General features: G+C 61.1%; 11 protein-coding genes and 1 tRNA gene. 4 read left to right on the top strand and 8 right to left on the bottom strand.

The genetic code is table 11. The features are described from left to right. Nucleotides 1-24: 24 nt before the first annotated feature. The 3 genes from NKJ55_RS19985 to NKJ55_RS19975 form a co-directional block, all read right to left on the bottom strand. A complete protein-coding gene (locus NKJ55_RS19985; protein ID WP_352451368.1) occupies nt 25-1,371 on the bottom strand; it encodes a PQQ-dependent sugar dehydrogenase in 1,347 nt (448 codons plus the stop codon). Continuing rightward, complete coding sequence (locus NKJ55_RS19980) at nt 1,371-1,820, bottom strand: DUF2231 domain-containing protein (protein WP_352451367.1); 450 nt, start codon at nt 1,818-1,820, stop codon at nt 1,371-1,373. Before NKJ55_RS19980 ends, NKJ55_RS19985 begins: the two co-directional genes overlap by 1 nt. 131 nt (nt 1,821-1,951) lie before the next feature. Then, complete coding sequence (locus NKJ55_RS19975) at nt 1,952-2,308, bottom strand: SPW repeat protein (protein WP_352451366.1); 357 nt, start codon at nt 2,306-2,308, stop codon at nt 1,952-1,954. Nucleotides 2,309-2,801: 493 nt separating this feature from the next. Here NKJ55_RS19975 and NKJ55_RS19970 point away from each other — a divergent pair, with 493 nt between their 5' ends. From NKJ55_RS19970 to NKJ55_RS19960, 3 genes are all read left to right on the top strand, one after another. Continuing rightward, nucleotides 2,802-3,896, top strand: coding sequence for a glycosyltransferase family 4 protein (locus tag NKJ55_RS19970; RefSeq protein WP_352451365.1), 1,095 nt, complete (start codon nt 2,802-2,804; stop codon nt 3,894-3,896). 237 nt (nt 3,897-4,133) lie between these two features. Then, nucleotides 4,134-5,000 (top strand): class I SAM-dependent methyltransferase, encoded by an 867-nt coding sequence (locus NKJ55_RS19965; RefSeq protein ID WP_023678894.1) that lies wholly within the window; start codon nt 4,134-4,136, stop codon nt 4,998-5,000. A gap of 350 nt (nt 5,001-5,350) precedes the next feature. Further along, nucleotides 5,351-7,930, top strand: a complete 2,580-nt coding sequence (locus NKJ55_RS19960; RefSeq protein WP_352451414.1) for a bifunctional diguanylate cyclase/phosphodiesterase — start codon at nt 5,351-5,353, stop codon at nt 7,928-7,930. 88 nt (nt 7,931-8,018) lie between these two features. On the opposite strand, the gene radC is transcribed toward NKJ55_RS19960, so the two are convergent. Together radC and map are read right to left on the bottom strand one after the other, a co-directional pair. Further along, nucleotides 8,019-8,765, bottom strand: coding sequence for a RadC family protein (gene radC, locus NKJ55_RS19955; protein ID WP_352451364.1), 747 nt, complete (start codon nt 8,763-8,765; stop codon nt 8,019-8,021). 52 nt (nt 8,766-8,817) lie between these two features. Continuing rightward, nucleotides 8,818-9,645 carry a type I methionyl aminopeptidase gene (gene map / locus NKJ55_RS19950; RefSeq protein ID WP_352451363.1) on the bottom strand — a complete coding sequence of 276 codons (828 nt, stop codon included), beginning with the start codon at nt 9,643-9,645 and terminating at the stop codon, nt 8,818-8,820. Nucleotides 9,646-9,942: 297 nt separating this feature from the next. Between map and NKJ55_RS19945 the strand changes: the two genes are divergently transcribed. Next, a complete protein-coding gene (locus NKJ55_RS19945; protein ID WP_023678889.1) occupies nt 9,943-10,239 on the top strand; it encodes a DUF982 domain-containing protein in 297 nt (98 codons plus the stop codon). A 124-nt stretch (nt 10,240-10,363) separates the two neighbouring features. On the opposite strand, the gene NKJ55_RS19940 is transcribed toward NKJ55_RS19945, so the two are convergent. The 3 genes from NKJ55_RS19940 to phaC form a co-directional block, all read right to left on the bottom strand. Further along, nucleotides 10,364-10,438 (bottom strand) — tRNA-Glu (locus NKJ55_RS19940). A gap of 174 nt (nt 10,439-10,612) precedes the next feature. After that, nucleotides 10,613-11,731: a YcbK family protein gene (locus NKJ55_RS19935; RefSeq protein ID WP_352451413.1), complete on the bottom strand. Its 1,119-nt coding sequence runs from the start codon at nt 11,729-11,731 to the stop codon at nt 10,613-10,615. 326 nt (nt 11,732-12,057) lie between these two features. Continuing rightward, nucleotides 12,058-13,893 carry a class I poly(R)-hydroxyalkanoic acid synthase gene (phaC, locus tag NKJ55_RS19930; RefSeq protein WP_352451362.1) on the bottom strand — a complete coding sequence of 612 codons (1,836 nt, stop codon included), beginning with the start codon at nt 13,891-13,893 and terminating at the stop codon, nt 12,058-12,060. Nucleotides 13,894-13,906: the final 13 nt, after the last annotated feature.

The raw sequence follows: 13,906 nt of genomic DNA, 5'->3' as shown, positions 1-13,906 counted from the left end.
CTCGACGAAGAGAGTGGAGCCACTTTATTGGCCGGCAGATGTCACCCGCCAAACTGTGTTGCCGACGTCGTCGGCGATGAGCAGGGCCCCGGTTTTGTCGACAGCCAGGCCGACAGGCCGGCCGCGCGCCTTGTTGTCCTTGTCCAGGAAGTCAGTCACCACGTCGGTAGCGACGCCGCTCGGACGGCCGCCGCTGAATGGTACGAACACTACCTTGTAACCATTAAAACGCGTGCGGTTCCAGCTGCCATGCTCGCCAACGAAGGCGCCGCCGCGATATGCCTCGGGAAGGCTGGTTGCCGTATAGAAGGCCAGTCCCAGAGGGGCGACGTGGGAACTCAGTGCATAATCCGGAACGATCGCTTTTGCGACCAGGTCCGGACGTTGGGGCATGACGCGGGGATCGAGATGCTGGCCGTAATAGCTGTATGGCCATCCGTAGAAGCCGCCATCCTTTACCGAGGTCAGATAATCCGGCACGAGATTGGGGCCGAGCTCGTCGCGCTCATTGATCACTGCCCAGAGCGCCCCGGTCTGCGGCTCCCAGCTCAGGCCGTTTGGATTGCGCAAACCGCTGGCGAAAATGCGCGACCGGCCGGTGGCCCTGTCTACCTGCCAGATGGCGGCGCGGTTCTTCTCCGCCTCGATGCCGTTTTCGGCGACGTTGCTGTTCGAGCCGATGCCGACATAGAGCAGCGAGCCGTCGGGGCTTGCCACCAGGCTCTTCGTCCAATGGTGGTCGATCGGGCCGCCGGGCAGGGCGGTTAGCGGCGTCCCGGGCGCGGTGATCTTTGTGTCACCGGTGTTGTAGGGATAGCGGACGATGGATTCGGTATTGGCGACGTAGAGATCGCTTCCCACCAGCGCCACGCCAAAGGGGGAGCTCAGGTGGTCGAGGAATACGCTGGTCAGCTCCGGCTTGCCATCGCCATCGGTGTCGCGCAGCAGCGTAATGCGGTTGCTTGGGCCGCTGTCGCCGCCCGAGGTAACCCAGGATTCGATCCAGCCCATCACCAAATCCTTGGGCCGTTTGATCGGTTCGCCACCCGGCGCCTTGGACTCGACCACCAGGACGTCGCCGTTGGGCAGCACGTAAAGCGACCGCGGATGCTGCAAGCCGTGGGCATAAGCCTGGATCTGCAGCCCCTGCGCGACGGTCGGCTTTTCGTCGTTCTTCCATCCGACCACGGAAGCGAGGTGCATGGGCGGGAAGAAATATTGGATCGGCTCCGGCAGGTTTGGATTCGGCCCTATCTGACTGCTGGGATCCGGGTCGTTGCCGCTGCACGCTGCAAGAGTGATCGCCGCAGTGCAAACGAGGACGGACACCGCGATGCGCCTGGTCTGACCGATGGAGCTTGCTATGCGCATCAATCCGCCACTCCGACGTGATGCCGGTACACCATGGACCAGCCCAGCCAACCAGTGAAGATGAGGATGAGCACGACAACCGCCGAGAGGATCAAGCCGGTAGGAACGATGGAGGTCCATGCATCGCGGGAGTGCACGAGCATGTTGATGATGGATAACGCCAGCGCCAGAAGATTGCCGAGCACGTGCGGCCAGGCGGGGGGCTGTGCCCTTATCAGCGGATTGGCCAGGAAATCGATCAGCCCCGCGATCGCTGCTAGGCAGCCCATGATCACGCCGACGGTAACCAGCCAAGCGGAGAAGTCAGCCCACATCATCTCCGCTGTTCGCCAATAGGCTAGATCCGTCAGCAGGGTGCCGGCGAAGCAGGCGATCGGAAATGGCACGAGCATCGGATGAATAGGATGTCCCGCAATCCTGGCCGTCGAACGCGGATTGTGACCGACCATAATGCGCCATCCTTCCTATTCTCGTCCAAACAAACGCCGCCTGCCCGGCCTCCGGCGGCTGTTGCCGAGAGACCGGCAGACGACCGATAGATCCGTCAGGCCCAAAAAAGGGCGCTGGCTGGCTGCGCCTGTTAGGCGGCGGACTGGGTCGGCGGGTTCTGATACATCATCCAGAGCTCGATCGCCGCCAGCACGGCGACCAGAATGCCGATCACGACATGCACGGTCATCGCCGTGGTCGCCTGGAATCCAAGCACCCAGGGCGATGCGAGAACCCACAGTCCGACGACCAGGTTCACCCACTCTTCCCACACGGCAAATGCTGCGAGGGCGGCAACCGAAAGCACGACAATCAAGATTCCGCTGCCGAGGGCGTTCTGCGTCTGCGGGCCTGCCGCAAAGGTGAAGATCCAGGGGGAGAAGAACAGAATTGCCCCAAGGATCAGGTTGGCTACGTCACAGAGCCTGGCGTTTGTCCACTGGTTCATGGCATCCTCCATAGGGAGCGTTTATGGCTCCCGAGTTCGGCAAGGTGGTGCCTGAGTTCGGCGAGATGCGCCCGAAGCCGCTCACTCCGTGTCACGGTAGTGCCCTGCCCGGCTGGAATTCCGCATCTGGCGGTACTCCAGCCAAATCCGGCTATCTAACTGAATTCCGGGCTTTATGTTCCATTCGGCACCGGCACGCCTGGATCACTTGGTGGTGATCGAGCGATCCAAAGCTGCCTGTCAGGGGGCGGCGGGGCGGCGGCGCGTAGCTCATTCTGTCTTTTTATCGAGCCGGTGAAACATTTCTCATGGATCGCAGTTCTTGGATGCAGAGGAGTTGAATAAGGGCAACCTGATTGCACGGGAGGAGCACGGACGGCACAACTATAAATACGCTCTGCATAGAATACTTCGCAACTGGAAGCTCTCGCTTGTCTTGGTTGCCGCCGAAGCTTGTTTGAAAGACGGCGGTCGCCGCCGAAAAGATTTCTAAATGAAAATAGCCCAGATCGCACCGCTAACCGAATCCGTGCCGCCCCGAACCTACGGTGGAACGGAGCGAATTGTTTCGTATCTGACCGAAGAACTTGTCCGACAGGGCCACGAGGTGACGCTGTTCGCCAGCGCCGATTCTCGTACCTCAGCCGAGCTGGTGCGGTGTTGCGACGTCGCGCTGCGCCTGAACCCCAGGGTCCAGGACGGTGGTCCGCACCATGTTATGATGCTTGAACGGGTGCGCCGGCGAGCCGATGAATTCGACGTTTTACATTTCCACGTCGATGTCCTGCACTTCCCCATAATTCGGGATTTTGCCAGACGAACGGTTACCACGCTTCACGGCAGGCTCGACCTGCCCGATCTGGCGCAGCTTTATGCGATGTTCGACGACGTTCCCCTGGTCTCGATCTCCTTCGACCAGCGCCGGCCCATGCCGCCCGTCAATTGGGTTGGAACCGTGCATCACGGCCTGCCCCGCGATCTTCTGCCATTCCACCCGAACACCTCTGGCTATCTTGCGTTTCTCGGTCGCATCTCGCCGGAAAAGGGGCCGGAAGCGGCCATAGAAATAGCAGCGCGGGCCGGGTTTCCCCTGAAGATCGCCGCCAAGATCGACAAGGTGGACCAGTCGTTCTGGAAGGAAAGGGTCGAGCCGCAAGTGCTGCGGCATTCGAACGTGGAGTTCATTGGCGAGATCGATGAGCGGCAAAAGGCGGATTTTCTGGGCAATGCGATAGCGCTTTTGTTTCCGATCGACTGGCCGGAACCCTTCGGGCTCGTAACGATCGAAGCAATGGCCTGCGGTACGCCGGTGGTTGCGTTCCGGCGTGGCGCCGTCCCGGAGATCATCGATGACGGTGTGTCCGGATGGATCGTGGATACGGTGGAGGAAGCCGTGGGCGCGCTCCGGCGCATAGACAGCCTCGATCGCGCACGAGTGCGGCAGACGTTCGAGAAGCGGTTCACGGTCGAGCGCATGTGCAGCGATTATGTGGCACTCTACCGAGCACTCACGAGCGGCACGGCAGACGCAGTTGCCCCCACAAACGAGCTCTCCAGAAATATCGCGATGGTGGCTGTGCCGGGCTGAGGAACCGACTAATCCACATACAGACCACGACGGCGGAGTCCGGGAGCGCCTGCGGGGTCCTGTCGCCGGGCGCGGCGATCGCGCCAGAAGCCTTTGATCAGCAGCAAGCCTTCCCGGGGCTGATGCTTTCGCGAGCGGCGGCGCACTGCCGCCCGGTCCGGATTGACGCGCGCTACTTTCGCTGCAAAGGTGCTTTAACGACTTGTTTACCATGCGTCAGTCAGGGGTGGGGGGAATTTGGAACGCTTTCTGGGCGCGAACCGCCTTAATTGGGATGATCGGGCCGAACTGCACTCGACCGACACAACGGGCAGCTACCACATCGAGAATGTGCTGGCCGGCGGATCCAATCTCTATGAGCTGGAAACACGCGAGCTCGGCGATATCGCCGGCAAGGATATCGTCCACCTGCAGTGTCACATCGGTCTTGACACGATCAGCCTGAAGAATCTCGGCGCAGGCAGCGTGACCGGGCTCGACTTTTCACCGACGGCGATCGTGGCGGCGCGGGATTTTGCTGCGAAGGCAGGCACCGACGTGCGCTTCGTGGAAGCGCCACTGTTCGAGGCGGTGGAAGCGCTCGGCCGGACCTTTGACATCGCTTACGTTACTTGGGGCTCGGTAAACTGGCTGGACGACGTGTTCCGTTGGGCGCGGGTGGTTGCCGATCTTCTGCGACCCGGCGGCCGCCTCTACATGGCCGAGGGCCATCCATTGATGTTTCAGTGCGATCGAAAGGCCGCGGCCCTGGAATTGAAGCACGACTGGCGAACGCCGATAGCTCGGCCGCTCGCCTGGAACGAGGAACTGACCTACACCGGCGATGATCGCATCTTGAAGCATCCTCGCTATTATGAATGGATCCACCCGATCAGTGACGTGGTGAATGCGCTGATTTCAGCTGGTCTGACGCTCGATTTTCTCAATGAGCATGATACGGTTTCGTGGCAGCACTTTTCATTTGCCGTGCGCGCCGGCAAGGATATGTACGGCCTACCCGAGAACTCTCCCAAGATACCGATGGCCTATTCCATTGGCGCGACGAAGCGCAGCGTCGGCAAGATACCATACCTTGTGTCTCCCAAGGCGATTGAGGGGCACTAGTCCAAGGTCAACGCTCCAGAGTACTCGGGTCGGAGCGTCGAAATGTGCAATGGCGCTCGTGCGCCTCGATCTTCCGAGCAAGGCTGATCTAGCTGGCGTTTCATATTGGTCCGCATCGTGCAGCCCGCCTTCAGCATCGCTGTCGGTATCGCAGCCGGCGTCAGCCGTCGGAAAATGAAATTTCTCAGGAGTATGAAGGTCAAATTAAACATTGAAAGCTAATGTTCCTCATCGGGTCGACCCCGAGAACCTGAAAATGGCACTTGAGGAATCGCCTATTGGCTTTTTTCCGCGCTAGGTTCAACGGCATCAAGGAGGCCGTCTTTTCGTCGGCAAATATTCCGGCGGCGATCGCGTTTGTCGTCATCCTTGTCAGCGCAGCGTTCGCGGAGCACCAGAACAAAATCGTCTCGGACCAGGCCGTCCGTGCGGACGTGCTGACCAAGGTCAATCTCATCCGCGCCAAGCTCGAAGGCAATATCAATGGAAACCTCCAGCTCGTGCGTGGACTGGTCGCCGCGGTCGTGACCGAGCCCTATATGGGACAGCAACGCTTCGCCTCGCTCGCGAGCAATCTATTTGGCGCCGACTCGCAATTGAACGATATTGCCGGCGCGCCCGATCTGGTCGTTTCCCTGATGTATCCGATGGAGGGTAACGAGCAGGCGATGGGTCTGGACTACCGCAAGAACGAGCGGCAGCGTGCGGCTGCGCTAAGGGCGCGAGACGAACGCAAGCTGGTGCTTGCCGGTCCCGTCGACCTGAAACAGGGAGGACAAGGCTTCATCGGCCGCTTTCCGGTCTTCGTGCCGAGCGCTGGCAATACGGAAAGGTTCTGGGGTATCATTTCCGCCGTTGTCGACGTGCAGCGCCTTTACAAAGCGAGCGGCCTGCTTGACGACGATCTCGGGATCGACGTAGCGCTGATCGGCAGGGACGCCCTCGGTCACCGAGGTGGTCAATTCTACGGCAATGAGGAGATCAGCAAAAGCGATCCGGTGACGGCTGACGTTTTGCTTCCTTCCGGCTCGTGGCAGCTCGCGGCCATTCCCAAAAACGGCTGGCCTTCGACGCCAAGCAACGCATGGTTGTTGCGCGCTATCATGGCGACGGCCGGAGCCTTGGTTGTGTTCCCTTTCCTGGTCACAGGCCGCCTGATTGGCGAAAGACAGCGCAATTATGCGGAATTGCGTCGATTGTCACGACGCTTGGAACTCGCCCTGGAAGCTTCGGCTATTGGGGTTTGGGAACACGATCTCGCGACCAACGAGCTTACGTGGGATGATCGCGTCAACGAAATATATGGCAAACCAACCGGCGAGCACCGGGGCTATCCAGACTGGGCGGGAGCAATCCACCCAGATGATTTGGCTGGCGCCAACGCGGACTTCGACAGGGCGGTGGCCAGCGGACGACCATATTTGTCGGAGTACCGGATTGTGCGTCAGGATGGCGAGATTCGTCATGTCCGGTCCAAGGCGATCGTTTACCGGGTCGCAAACGACACCCCAAAAATGATCGGCGCGGAATGGGACGTGACTGCCGACGTCCTGCTGAACAAGGATCTGGTTCGTGCAAAACAGCTGTCCGAGTCGAAAAATGCGGAACTCGAGTCGGCCAAAGCGCGCATAGAGCACATCGCGCTTCATGATTCGCTGACCGGCTTGCCCAACCGGCGTTACCTCGACCAGGTACTGGAACATTACGCGGCAAACGCCAGGCGCTCAGGTGGGCACGCGGCACTGCTTCACATAGATCTGGATCGGTTCAAGCACATCAACGATACACTGGGCCACGCCGCCGGTGACGCGATGTTGGTTCACGCGTCGACAGTCCTCAGATCGAAGGTCGGCGACGAGGGATTCGTCGCCCGTATCGGGGGAGACGAATTCATCGTTCTGTGCGTGGTGCGCGACGATACCAAGCAGCTGGCGCTGCTCGCCGACCGCGTCATCAGCCAGATGCGCGAACCGGTCTACTATCAGGGTCATCGATGCCGTTTTGGTGTCAGCGTGGGAATCGCTGTCGACAACGGAAAAGATGTCGAAGCCAAACACCTGCTGGTGAACGCCGATATCGCGCTTTACCGAGCAAAGGGGCGGGGGCGCAATCGATACGAATTCTTCACCGACGCGATGCAAAGCGAAATCGTCGATACCAAGCGGATTGCCGACGAAATTCTCGGCGGCCTCGAGCGCAACGAGTTCATCCCGTTCTACCAGCCCCAATTTGACGCAAAGACGCTCGAAATCGTTGGGGTTGAGGCGCTGGCGAGGTGGAAACATCCAATAAAGGGTATTTTGGCGCCCGACGTCTTCCTGAGAATTGCAGAAGAACTGAACGTTGTCTCGATCATCGACCAAGCCATATTGAAGCAATCGCTTTCGGATTTCGAAGCGTGGTCCGCTGCAAAACTTCACATTCCGCGGGTGTCGGTCAATGTCTCGGCCAGGCGCCTTCAGGATGAGGAGCTCATCAAGAGCCTGCGAGAGCAAAATATCAAGAAGGGAACAGTTTCGTTTGAGCTTGTTGAGTCGATTTTCCTGGACGAGAACGACGACCTTGTCACGTGGAACATCGAGCAGATAAAAGAACTGGGGATTGACATCGAAATAGACGATTTTGGTACCGGTTACGCTTCGATGGTCAGTTTGCTGAAGTTGCAGCCGCGCCGGCTGAAGATAGATCGGCAGCTGGTCACCCCAATCGTCAAATCGCCGCAGAGAAGGCAGGTTGTCTCGTCGATCATTGAAATCGGCAAGTCGCTGGGTATCGAGGTCGTGGCGGAAGGCGTCGAGACGATGCAGCATGCACGGCTACTTAAGGGCCTGGGCTGCGACATATTGCAGGGTTATGCCTTCGGCCACGCGTTCGATTCCGAGGGACTTAAGACCTTTGTCCGATCGCGACGCCTGCGCACGGCCAGCTGAGCCTCGGCGCCAGAATTTATCGAGCCGACCGCCTTCACGTTGCGGTACATAGGCGTACAGCGGACAAAGCTGAAAACAACGCCAAACCTCAGATCAGCAGCAGCCCCTTCATGCTGGAGTGGCCTTTCCTGCCGATGATGATGTGGTCGTGAACGGCAATACCAAGCGGTTTGGCCGTCTCGATGATCAGCTTGGTCATCTCGATGTCGGCGCGCGACGGCGTCGGGTCTCCCGACGGATGGTTATGCGCCAGAATGATCGCCGTGGCGGAGAGCTCCAAGGCGCGCCTGACCACCTCGCGCGGATAGACCGGTGTGTGGTCGACGGTGCCGACCTGCTGGACTTCGTCGGCGATCAGCGCGTTTTTCTTGTCGAGGAACAGGATGCGGAACTGCTCGCGCTCCTCGAAGGCCATCACCGACCGGCAGTATTCGAGAACCTGCGTCCACGTCGACAACGGCTCGCGGCCGGCGATCTCGCCGCGCGCCATGCGCTGCGCCGTTGCCGCAACCACCTTGAGGTCGAGCGCCACCGCCGGGCCGATGCCCTTCACCTCCTGCAGGCGCTCGACGGACGCACCGAGGACCTCGGCCAATGTACCGAAGCGTGCCAGCAATGCCTTGGCGACCGGCTTGGTGTCGGCGCGCGGGATCAGCCGGAACAAAAGAAGCTCGAGCAGTTCGTAGTCGGGGAGGGTGTTGGCACCGGCGGCGAAGCGCTCGCGCAGGCGGTCGCGATGGCCGAGATAATGCGGCTTGTCGGCGGCCACCGCCTTCGCGGGCGATCGCACTGGCCTTTCGGGAAAGAAGGCCCGCTCGTCGTCGTTGCCGTTCATGGCTGCCCCACCCAGCATTTGCCGGGCAAGGTAACGCCCGATCTGCCAGACACTAGGCCCGCAGGCCGGGGCGGTCGAGGTTTTTTGGCGACAGCGTGAAGATCTCGCAGCCGGTCTCGGTGACGCCGATCGTGTGCTCGTACTGCGCCGACAGCGAACGGTCGCGCGTCACCGCGGTCCAGCCGTCCGACAGCACTTTCACATGCGGCCGGCCGAGATTGATCATCGGCTCGACGGTGAAGATCATGCCCGGCCGCATCTCGACGCCTTCGCTGGCGCTGCCGTAATGCAGGATATTCGGCGCGTCATGAAACAGCCGGCCAACCCCGTGGCCGCAGAAATCACGCACCACCGAGCAACGCTCGGCTTCGGCATAGGTCTGGATGGCGGCGCCGATGGCGCCGGTTCGGGCGCCCGGCTTGATTGCCGCGATGCCGCGCATCAGGCACTCATACGTGACTTCGAGCAGCCGCTCCGCGGCACGCTTGATCGTGCCCACCGGATACATGCGCGAGGAGTCGCCATGCCAGCCGTCGAGGATATAGGTGACGTCGATATTGACGATGTCGCCATCCTTCAACGGCTTGTTGTCGGGTATGCCGTGACAGACGACGTGGTTGATCGAGGTGCAGGATGATTTCGTGTAGCCACGGTAGTTGAGCGTCGCCGGAAGCGCGCCATGGTCCATCCCGAACTCGAAGACGAAGCGATCAATCGCTTCGGTGGTGACGCCGGGCGCCACAATCGGTACCAGTTCGTCAAGGCAGCGCGCGGTGAGATCGCAAGCCTTGCGCATGCCGACAAAACCTTCCTCGTCGTAAAGACGGATCTGGCCGGTGTTTCTGAGCGGTGCCGTGGCGGCGTCGAGATAGGTGACCATTTTATCCGTCTTGCAGGGATGCGGGGCTGGATGAGCCTCGGCGAGAGAAACCTTCCCAGATTTGGCACTGGAAAGCGCAAGGTTCAAGGACGAACTGCCAGCGACGGGCCGAAGACCGGCGATATTCACGCCTGGGGGCATTCTCCTTGCCTCTAGCGGCCCATACTTCGCTGGGTTCATTGACCACCGTAGTGACGACACATTTCTAGGCGAGAAGCGGCCCAAGCATTAAGCCGCCACGGCAATTTTTTGCGACGAACGGCGTTGCTGCGGGGGTGTCAGTTCGGGAGAGATCGAATGGACAGACTGCAATTCGAGGTGCCGGTGCGGATCGCGCCTGTGCCCGGCCAGCCGGTCGAGGAAATCTACAGTGTCGAGCAGGCGCTCGATTTCCTGCAAACATGGCCGGTTCGCCGGAAGGGACCAACCTACCAGGCCGCGTTCAATGCCTGTTTTGGCGCCACGGTGGACATCGTCGAGACCGAAGACGCATGGCGGGCCTTCATGGCCTTTTGCCGGGTGAGCGGCCTGCTTGCCAGGGACATGATGGTTCCGCGCAAGCGCGGCGGCGAGGCGAGGGGACTGCGGGCTTAGACAGCCTTCGACATAGTCCTCAGTCGTCTTCGTCTCTTCTTGCCGACATCCCTATCAGAGTGGCGGGCCCAGCAGAGCTGGCGCAGCATCACGCTGGCGATAGACATATGCCAAGTTGAAATGCTGGTACGCCCAAGGGGAATCGAACCCCTGTTACCGCCGTGAAAGGGCGGTGTCCTGACCGCTAGACGATGGGCGCGCTCAGATGTGAGCGCTTATAGTTGCGTCGCGACAAACCGGCAACCCGTCTGCCGCCGGCTGCGACAACTTTTTTCCTTTGGCTCCAAACCGCGTCTTTCCGACAGCCAAGCTGGTTTTTGCGGCATGATGCAACGCCGCCGAAGGGCCTTCGCGGTGACGGAAGATCCTCGCCCTAGCCGCGCCTGCGGCAGCGCCAGTTCCAGTCGCGCTCCGGTCCGACATCGACGTGAACGGATTCGGTGTGGCAGTAGGTGCCGACGCCGCCGCGGCCCGGCATGGTGCGAATGTAGCTCGCCAGTTCCCACTTCGAGACGCCGGGGACCTGGATGTCGGCGGCAGCGCAGTACATGTGCAGCGAATTCTTGGCGCCGTTGGCGCGGCGGTTGCGGGCCGGATCGCGATAGCCGGAGGTGACCGTCATCTTGCGGCCGTAGTGGCCTTCGATCGTCTTCAGCACGCGAACCAGCGACGGCTTCAAGCAGGCGACATCGACGCTTTCGTTCTGTTTCAGGAGGCCGTTGGGCGCCAGCCGGGCAAGGCCGGCGGCGGAGGCGACCTGGTAGGCGCCACCCGAACCTTCGTCTTCGTTGAGATCGACGTCACTCTCATCGTCGAGGCCGGATTTGCGCTTGATCTCGAACAGCGCCGTCTGTCGCACGCCGGGCAGCGCATCGGCCGTGAAGTGGCTGGTATCGCCCGTCGACACCAGCTGCACCGGCTTTTCAGCCGGATCGGCCGAAGCCAGGGTGACGGTAGGTTTTGCCGCAGGCGTCGCCTTGGCCTGCATGACCGTTGGCTGCCCGCCCGCTCTGCTGTTGGCCGGCGAAGAAGGTGCCGCCGAAGCAGGCGTGGCGCTGAACAGTGAGGCCAGGAAGTTTTTCTTCGGTGCGTAGGCCTGTGGCTGCGGCATCTCGCCGGCGGTCACATAAACCGGGTTGGTCATCGCCGGTGCGGCGGCCTTGGCGTCGGGCTTCAATGCATCAGCACTGTTCTGCGCCACGGCCTGTTCGGCTGTCTGGGCGTTTGGTTGCAGCGGTTGCGGCGTGTGTCCCGCGATCGTCTCGGCTGCGGTGGGGACGGCGATCGGGAATCCAGCGTCGAGCTTGGCCCCTGGCTTGGCCACCGGCACATAGGCGACCTGCTCGGGAAGGTTGGCGTCGCCGTCGGCATTCATCGTCATTTGTGCGCTTGTCATCTGCGACGATGATGCGGCCGTGCTGGCCTGGGGCGCACCGGCGGCCGTGCTGATTTCGGTAGCCGAGGTATTGTAGCCTGGCATGCCGACCGACATGGTCGGGTCGCCGGCCGAGGTGCAGGACGCCAGGAGCACCGAGAAAAGCGCCGCCACAATGGCGCGGCTTTCTCCCTTCGCGAGGCGCGATCCTGCTGATCTCAAAACAAAATTCCCCCTCGATATCCGACCGGTTCGTCATTGGCGCGGCGTCGAAACGTCTCGTCGAAATGACCCTTGTTCCCGAACCGGAAACGAGACCTGTGTCAAATCTGCAAGCCTCAAAGTAATTTGGCGGCTAGAGGATGAATCAAGGCTGCTCAGGGTTGACGGCACCATTTCGCCCGCTTTTGGCGGCGCGTCAACTCACCACACATTACAGATGGTTACACGCGCACCTTGACATAGGTGCCGGGGGCTTCGCCTAGAACTTGCATATGCTCGCCCGGTTTGCGGGCCGGTACGCGGGTATTGTCCTTGGCCTCGATCCAGCGTTGCCAGTGCGGCCACCAGGAACCGGGATGGTCGGTGGCCCCGGCGAGCCACTGGTCGAAGTCGCCGGCCGGCTTGCCGCCGGTCCAGTAGTGATATTTCTGCGCCGCCGGCGGATTGACGACCCCGGCGATGTGGCCGGAGCCGGCCATGACGTAATCGACCTCGCCGCCGAAATATTTCGAGCCGAGGAAGACCGAAAGCGCCGGCGCGATATGGTCCTCCTTAGAGGCGAGGTTGTAGACCGGAATGGTAACGTCCTTCAGCGAAACCGTGCGGCCCGCCAGTTCCATCATGCCTTGCGAAAGCCTGTTCTCGAGATAGCAATTGCGCAAATAGAAGGAATGGTTGGCAGCGCCCATGCGGGTCGAATCGGCATTCCAGTAGAGCAGGTCGAAAGGCAGGGGATCCTTGCCGCGCATGTAGTTGTTGACGACATAGGGCCAGATCAGGTCGCCCGAGCGCAGCATGTTGAAGGCGGTCGCCATCTTGGTGCCGTCGAGATAGCCTTTCTCGTTCATCGCCTTTTCGACGGCCGCGACCTGCTCCTCGTCGACGAACACTTTTAGATCGCCGGCATAGGTGAAATCGACCTGGGTGGTGAAGAAGGTGGCGGATTTGATGCGGTTGTCGCCTTCCTGCGCCATCAGCGCCAGGGCCGCCGCCAGAAGCGTGCCGCCGACGCAATAGCCGATGGCGTTGACTTGCCTTTCGCCGGTGGCCTTTTCAATCGTGTCGAGGCCGTATTGCAGGCCCTCCCTGATATAGGCCTCCCAGCTCTTGGCGCCGTGCCGCTCGTCCGGGTTGATCCAGGAGATGACGAAGACGGTGTGGCCTTGCTCGACTGCCCAGCGAATGAAGGACTTTTGCGGGTTGAGGTCGAGGATGTAGTATTTGTTGATCCATGGCGGGCAGATCAGCAGCGGCCGCTTGAGCACGGTGTCGGTCGCCGGATCGTATTGCAGGATTTCGGCGACGTCGCTGCGGCCGACCACCTTGCCGGGCGTGGCGGCGAGATTCTTGCCGATCTCGAAAGGCGAATAATCGGCCTGCCGCAGCTTCAGGTCGCCCTTGCCGGCGGCAATGTCCTCGGCCAGCATCTTCATGCCGCGCACCAGGTTTTCGCCGTTCGAGGCGACAGTCTCGCGAAACAATTCCGGATTGGTCAGGATGAAATTCGACGGCGAGATGGCATTGGACACCTGCTTGACATAAAAGCCGGCCTTGTGGCGGGTGTGCTCGTCCAGGCCGTCGGCGTGCTCGACCAGTTCGGCCGCCCAGCGCGAGGTGACCAGATACGCCTGTTTGAGGAAATCGAAGAAGGCGTTGCGGCCCCATTCCGGGTCCTGGAAACGCTTGTCGCCGCGCTCGGGCTTGACCGCGTCCTCGGCGTCCTCGGCGCCGGCGCCGATGCGCTGGACGGCGTTGGCCCAGACGGTCATGTAGCCGGAAAACAGCCGCGTTTGCGCCTCCAGCGCGCGCTGCGGGTCGGAGAGCCAGTACTCGGTGAGCTTGGAGAACGTCTTCACCATGTCGACGACCGGCTCGGCGACGTGATCGCGCACCTCGCCCTTTTCCCGCGGCTCGGCCCATGCCGAGGCGGCCTTGCCGGCCTGCTCGATCATGCGGGCCATGTTCAGAGCGAAGCGCTCCGGGTCCTTCACCAGATATTGCTCGACGGTCGAAGGTTGGTCATCTTCCGCTTTGCCCGAATCGGGTGTTTTGGACATGGTTCGCGGGGTT

The organism is Mesorhizobium sp. M0106, from assembly GCF_040322715.1.
In the GTDB taxonomy this organism is placed as follows: domain Bacteria; phylum Pseudomonadota; class Alphaproteobacteria; order Rhizobiales; family Rhizobiaceae; genus Mesorhizobium.
This window is presented reverse-complemented; position numbering and strand designations above follow the sequence as displayed.

Coding starts and splice junctions, on each gene's coding strand:
- NKJ55_RS19980 (WP_352451367.1), bottom strand. CDS start 1,820: ATGGTCGGTCACAATCCGCGTTCGACGGCCAGGATTGCGGGACATCCT.
- map (WP_352451363.1), bottom strand. CDS start 9,645: ATGGTCACCTATCTCGACGCCGCCACGGCACCGCTCAGAAACACCGGC.
- NKJ55_RS19975 (WP_352451366.1), bottom strand. CDS start 2,308: ATGAACCAGTGGACAAACGCCAGGCTCTGTGACGTAGCCAACCTGATC.
- phaC (WP_352451362.1), bottom strand. CDS start 13,893: ATGTCCAAAACACCCGATTCGGGCAAAGCGGAAGATGACCAACCTTCG.
- NKJ55_RS19970 (WP_352451365.1), top strand. CDS start 2,802: ATGAAAATAGCCCAGATCGCACCGCTAACCGAATCCGTGCCGCCCCGA.
- NKJ55_RS19945 (WP_023678889.1), top strand. CDS start 9,943: ATGGACAGACTGCAATTCGAGGTGCCGGTGCGGATCGCGCCTGTGCCC.
- radC (WP_352451364.1), bottom strand. CDS start 8,765: ATGAACGGCAACGACGACGAGCGGGCCTTCTTTCCCGAAAGGCCAGTG.
- NKJ55_RS19985 (WP_352451368.1), bottom strand. CDS start 1,371: ATGCGCATAGCAAGCTCCATCGGTCAGACCAGGCGCATCGCGGTGTCC.
- NKJ55_RS19935 (WP_352451413.1), bottom strand. CDS start 11,731: ATGTCGGTCGGCATGCCAGGCTACAATACCTCGGCTACCGAAATCAGC.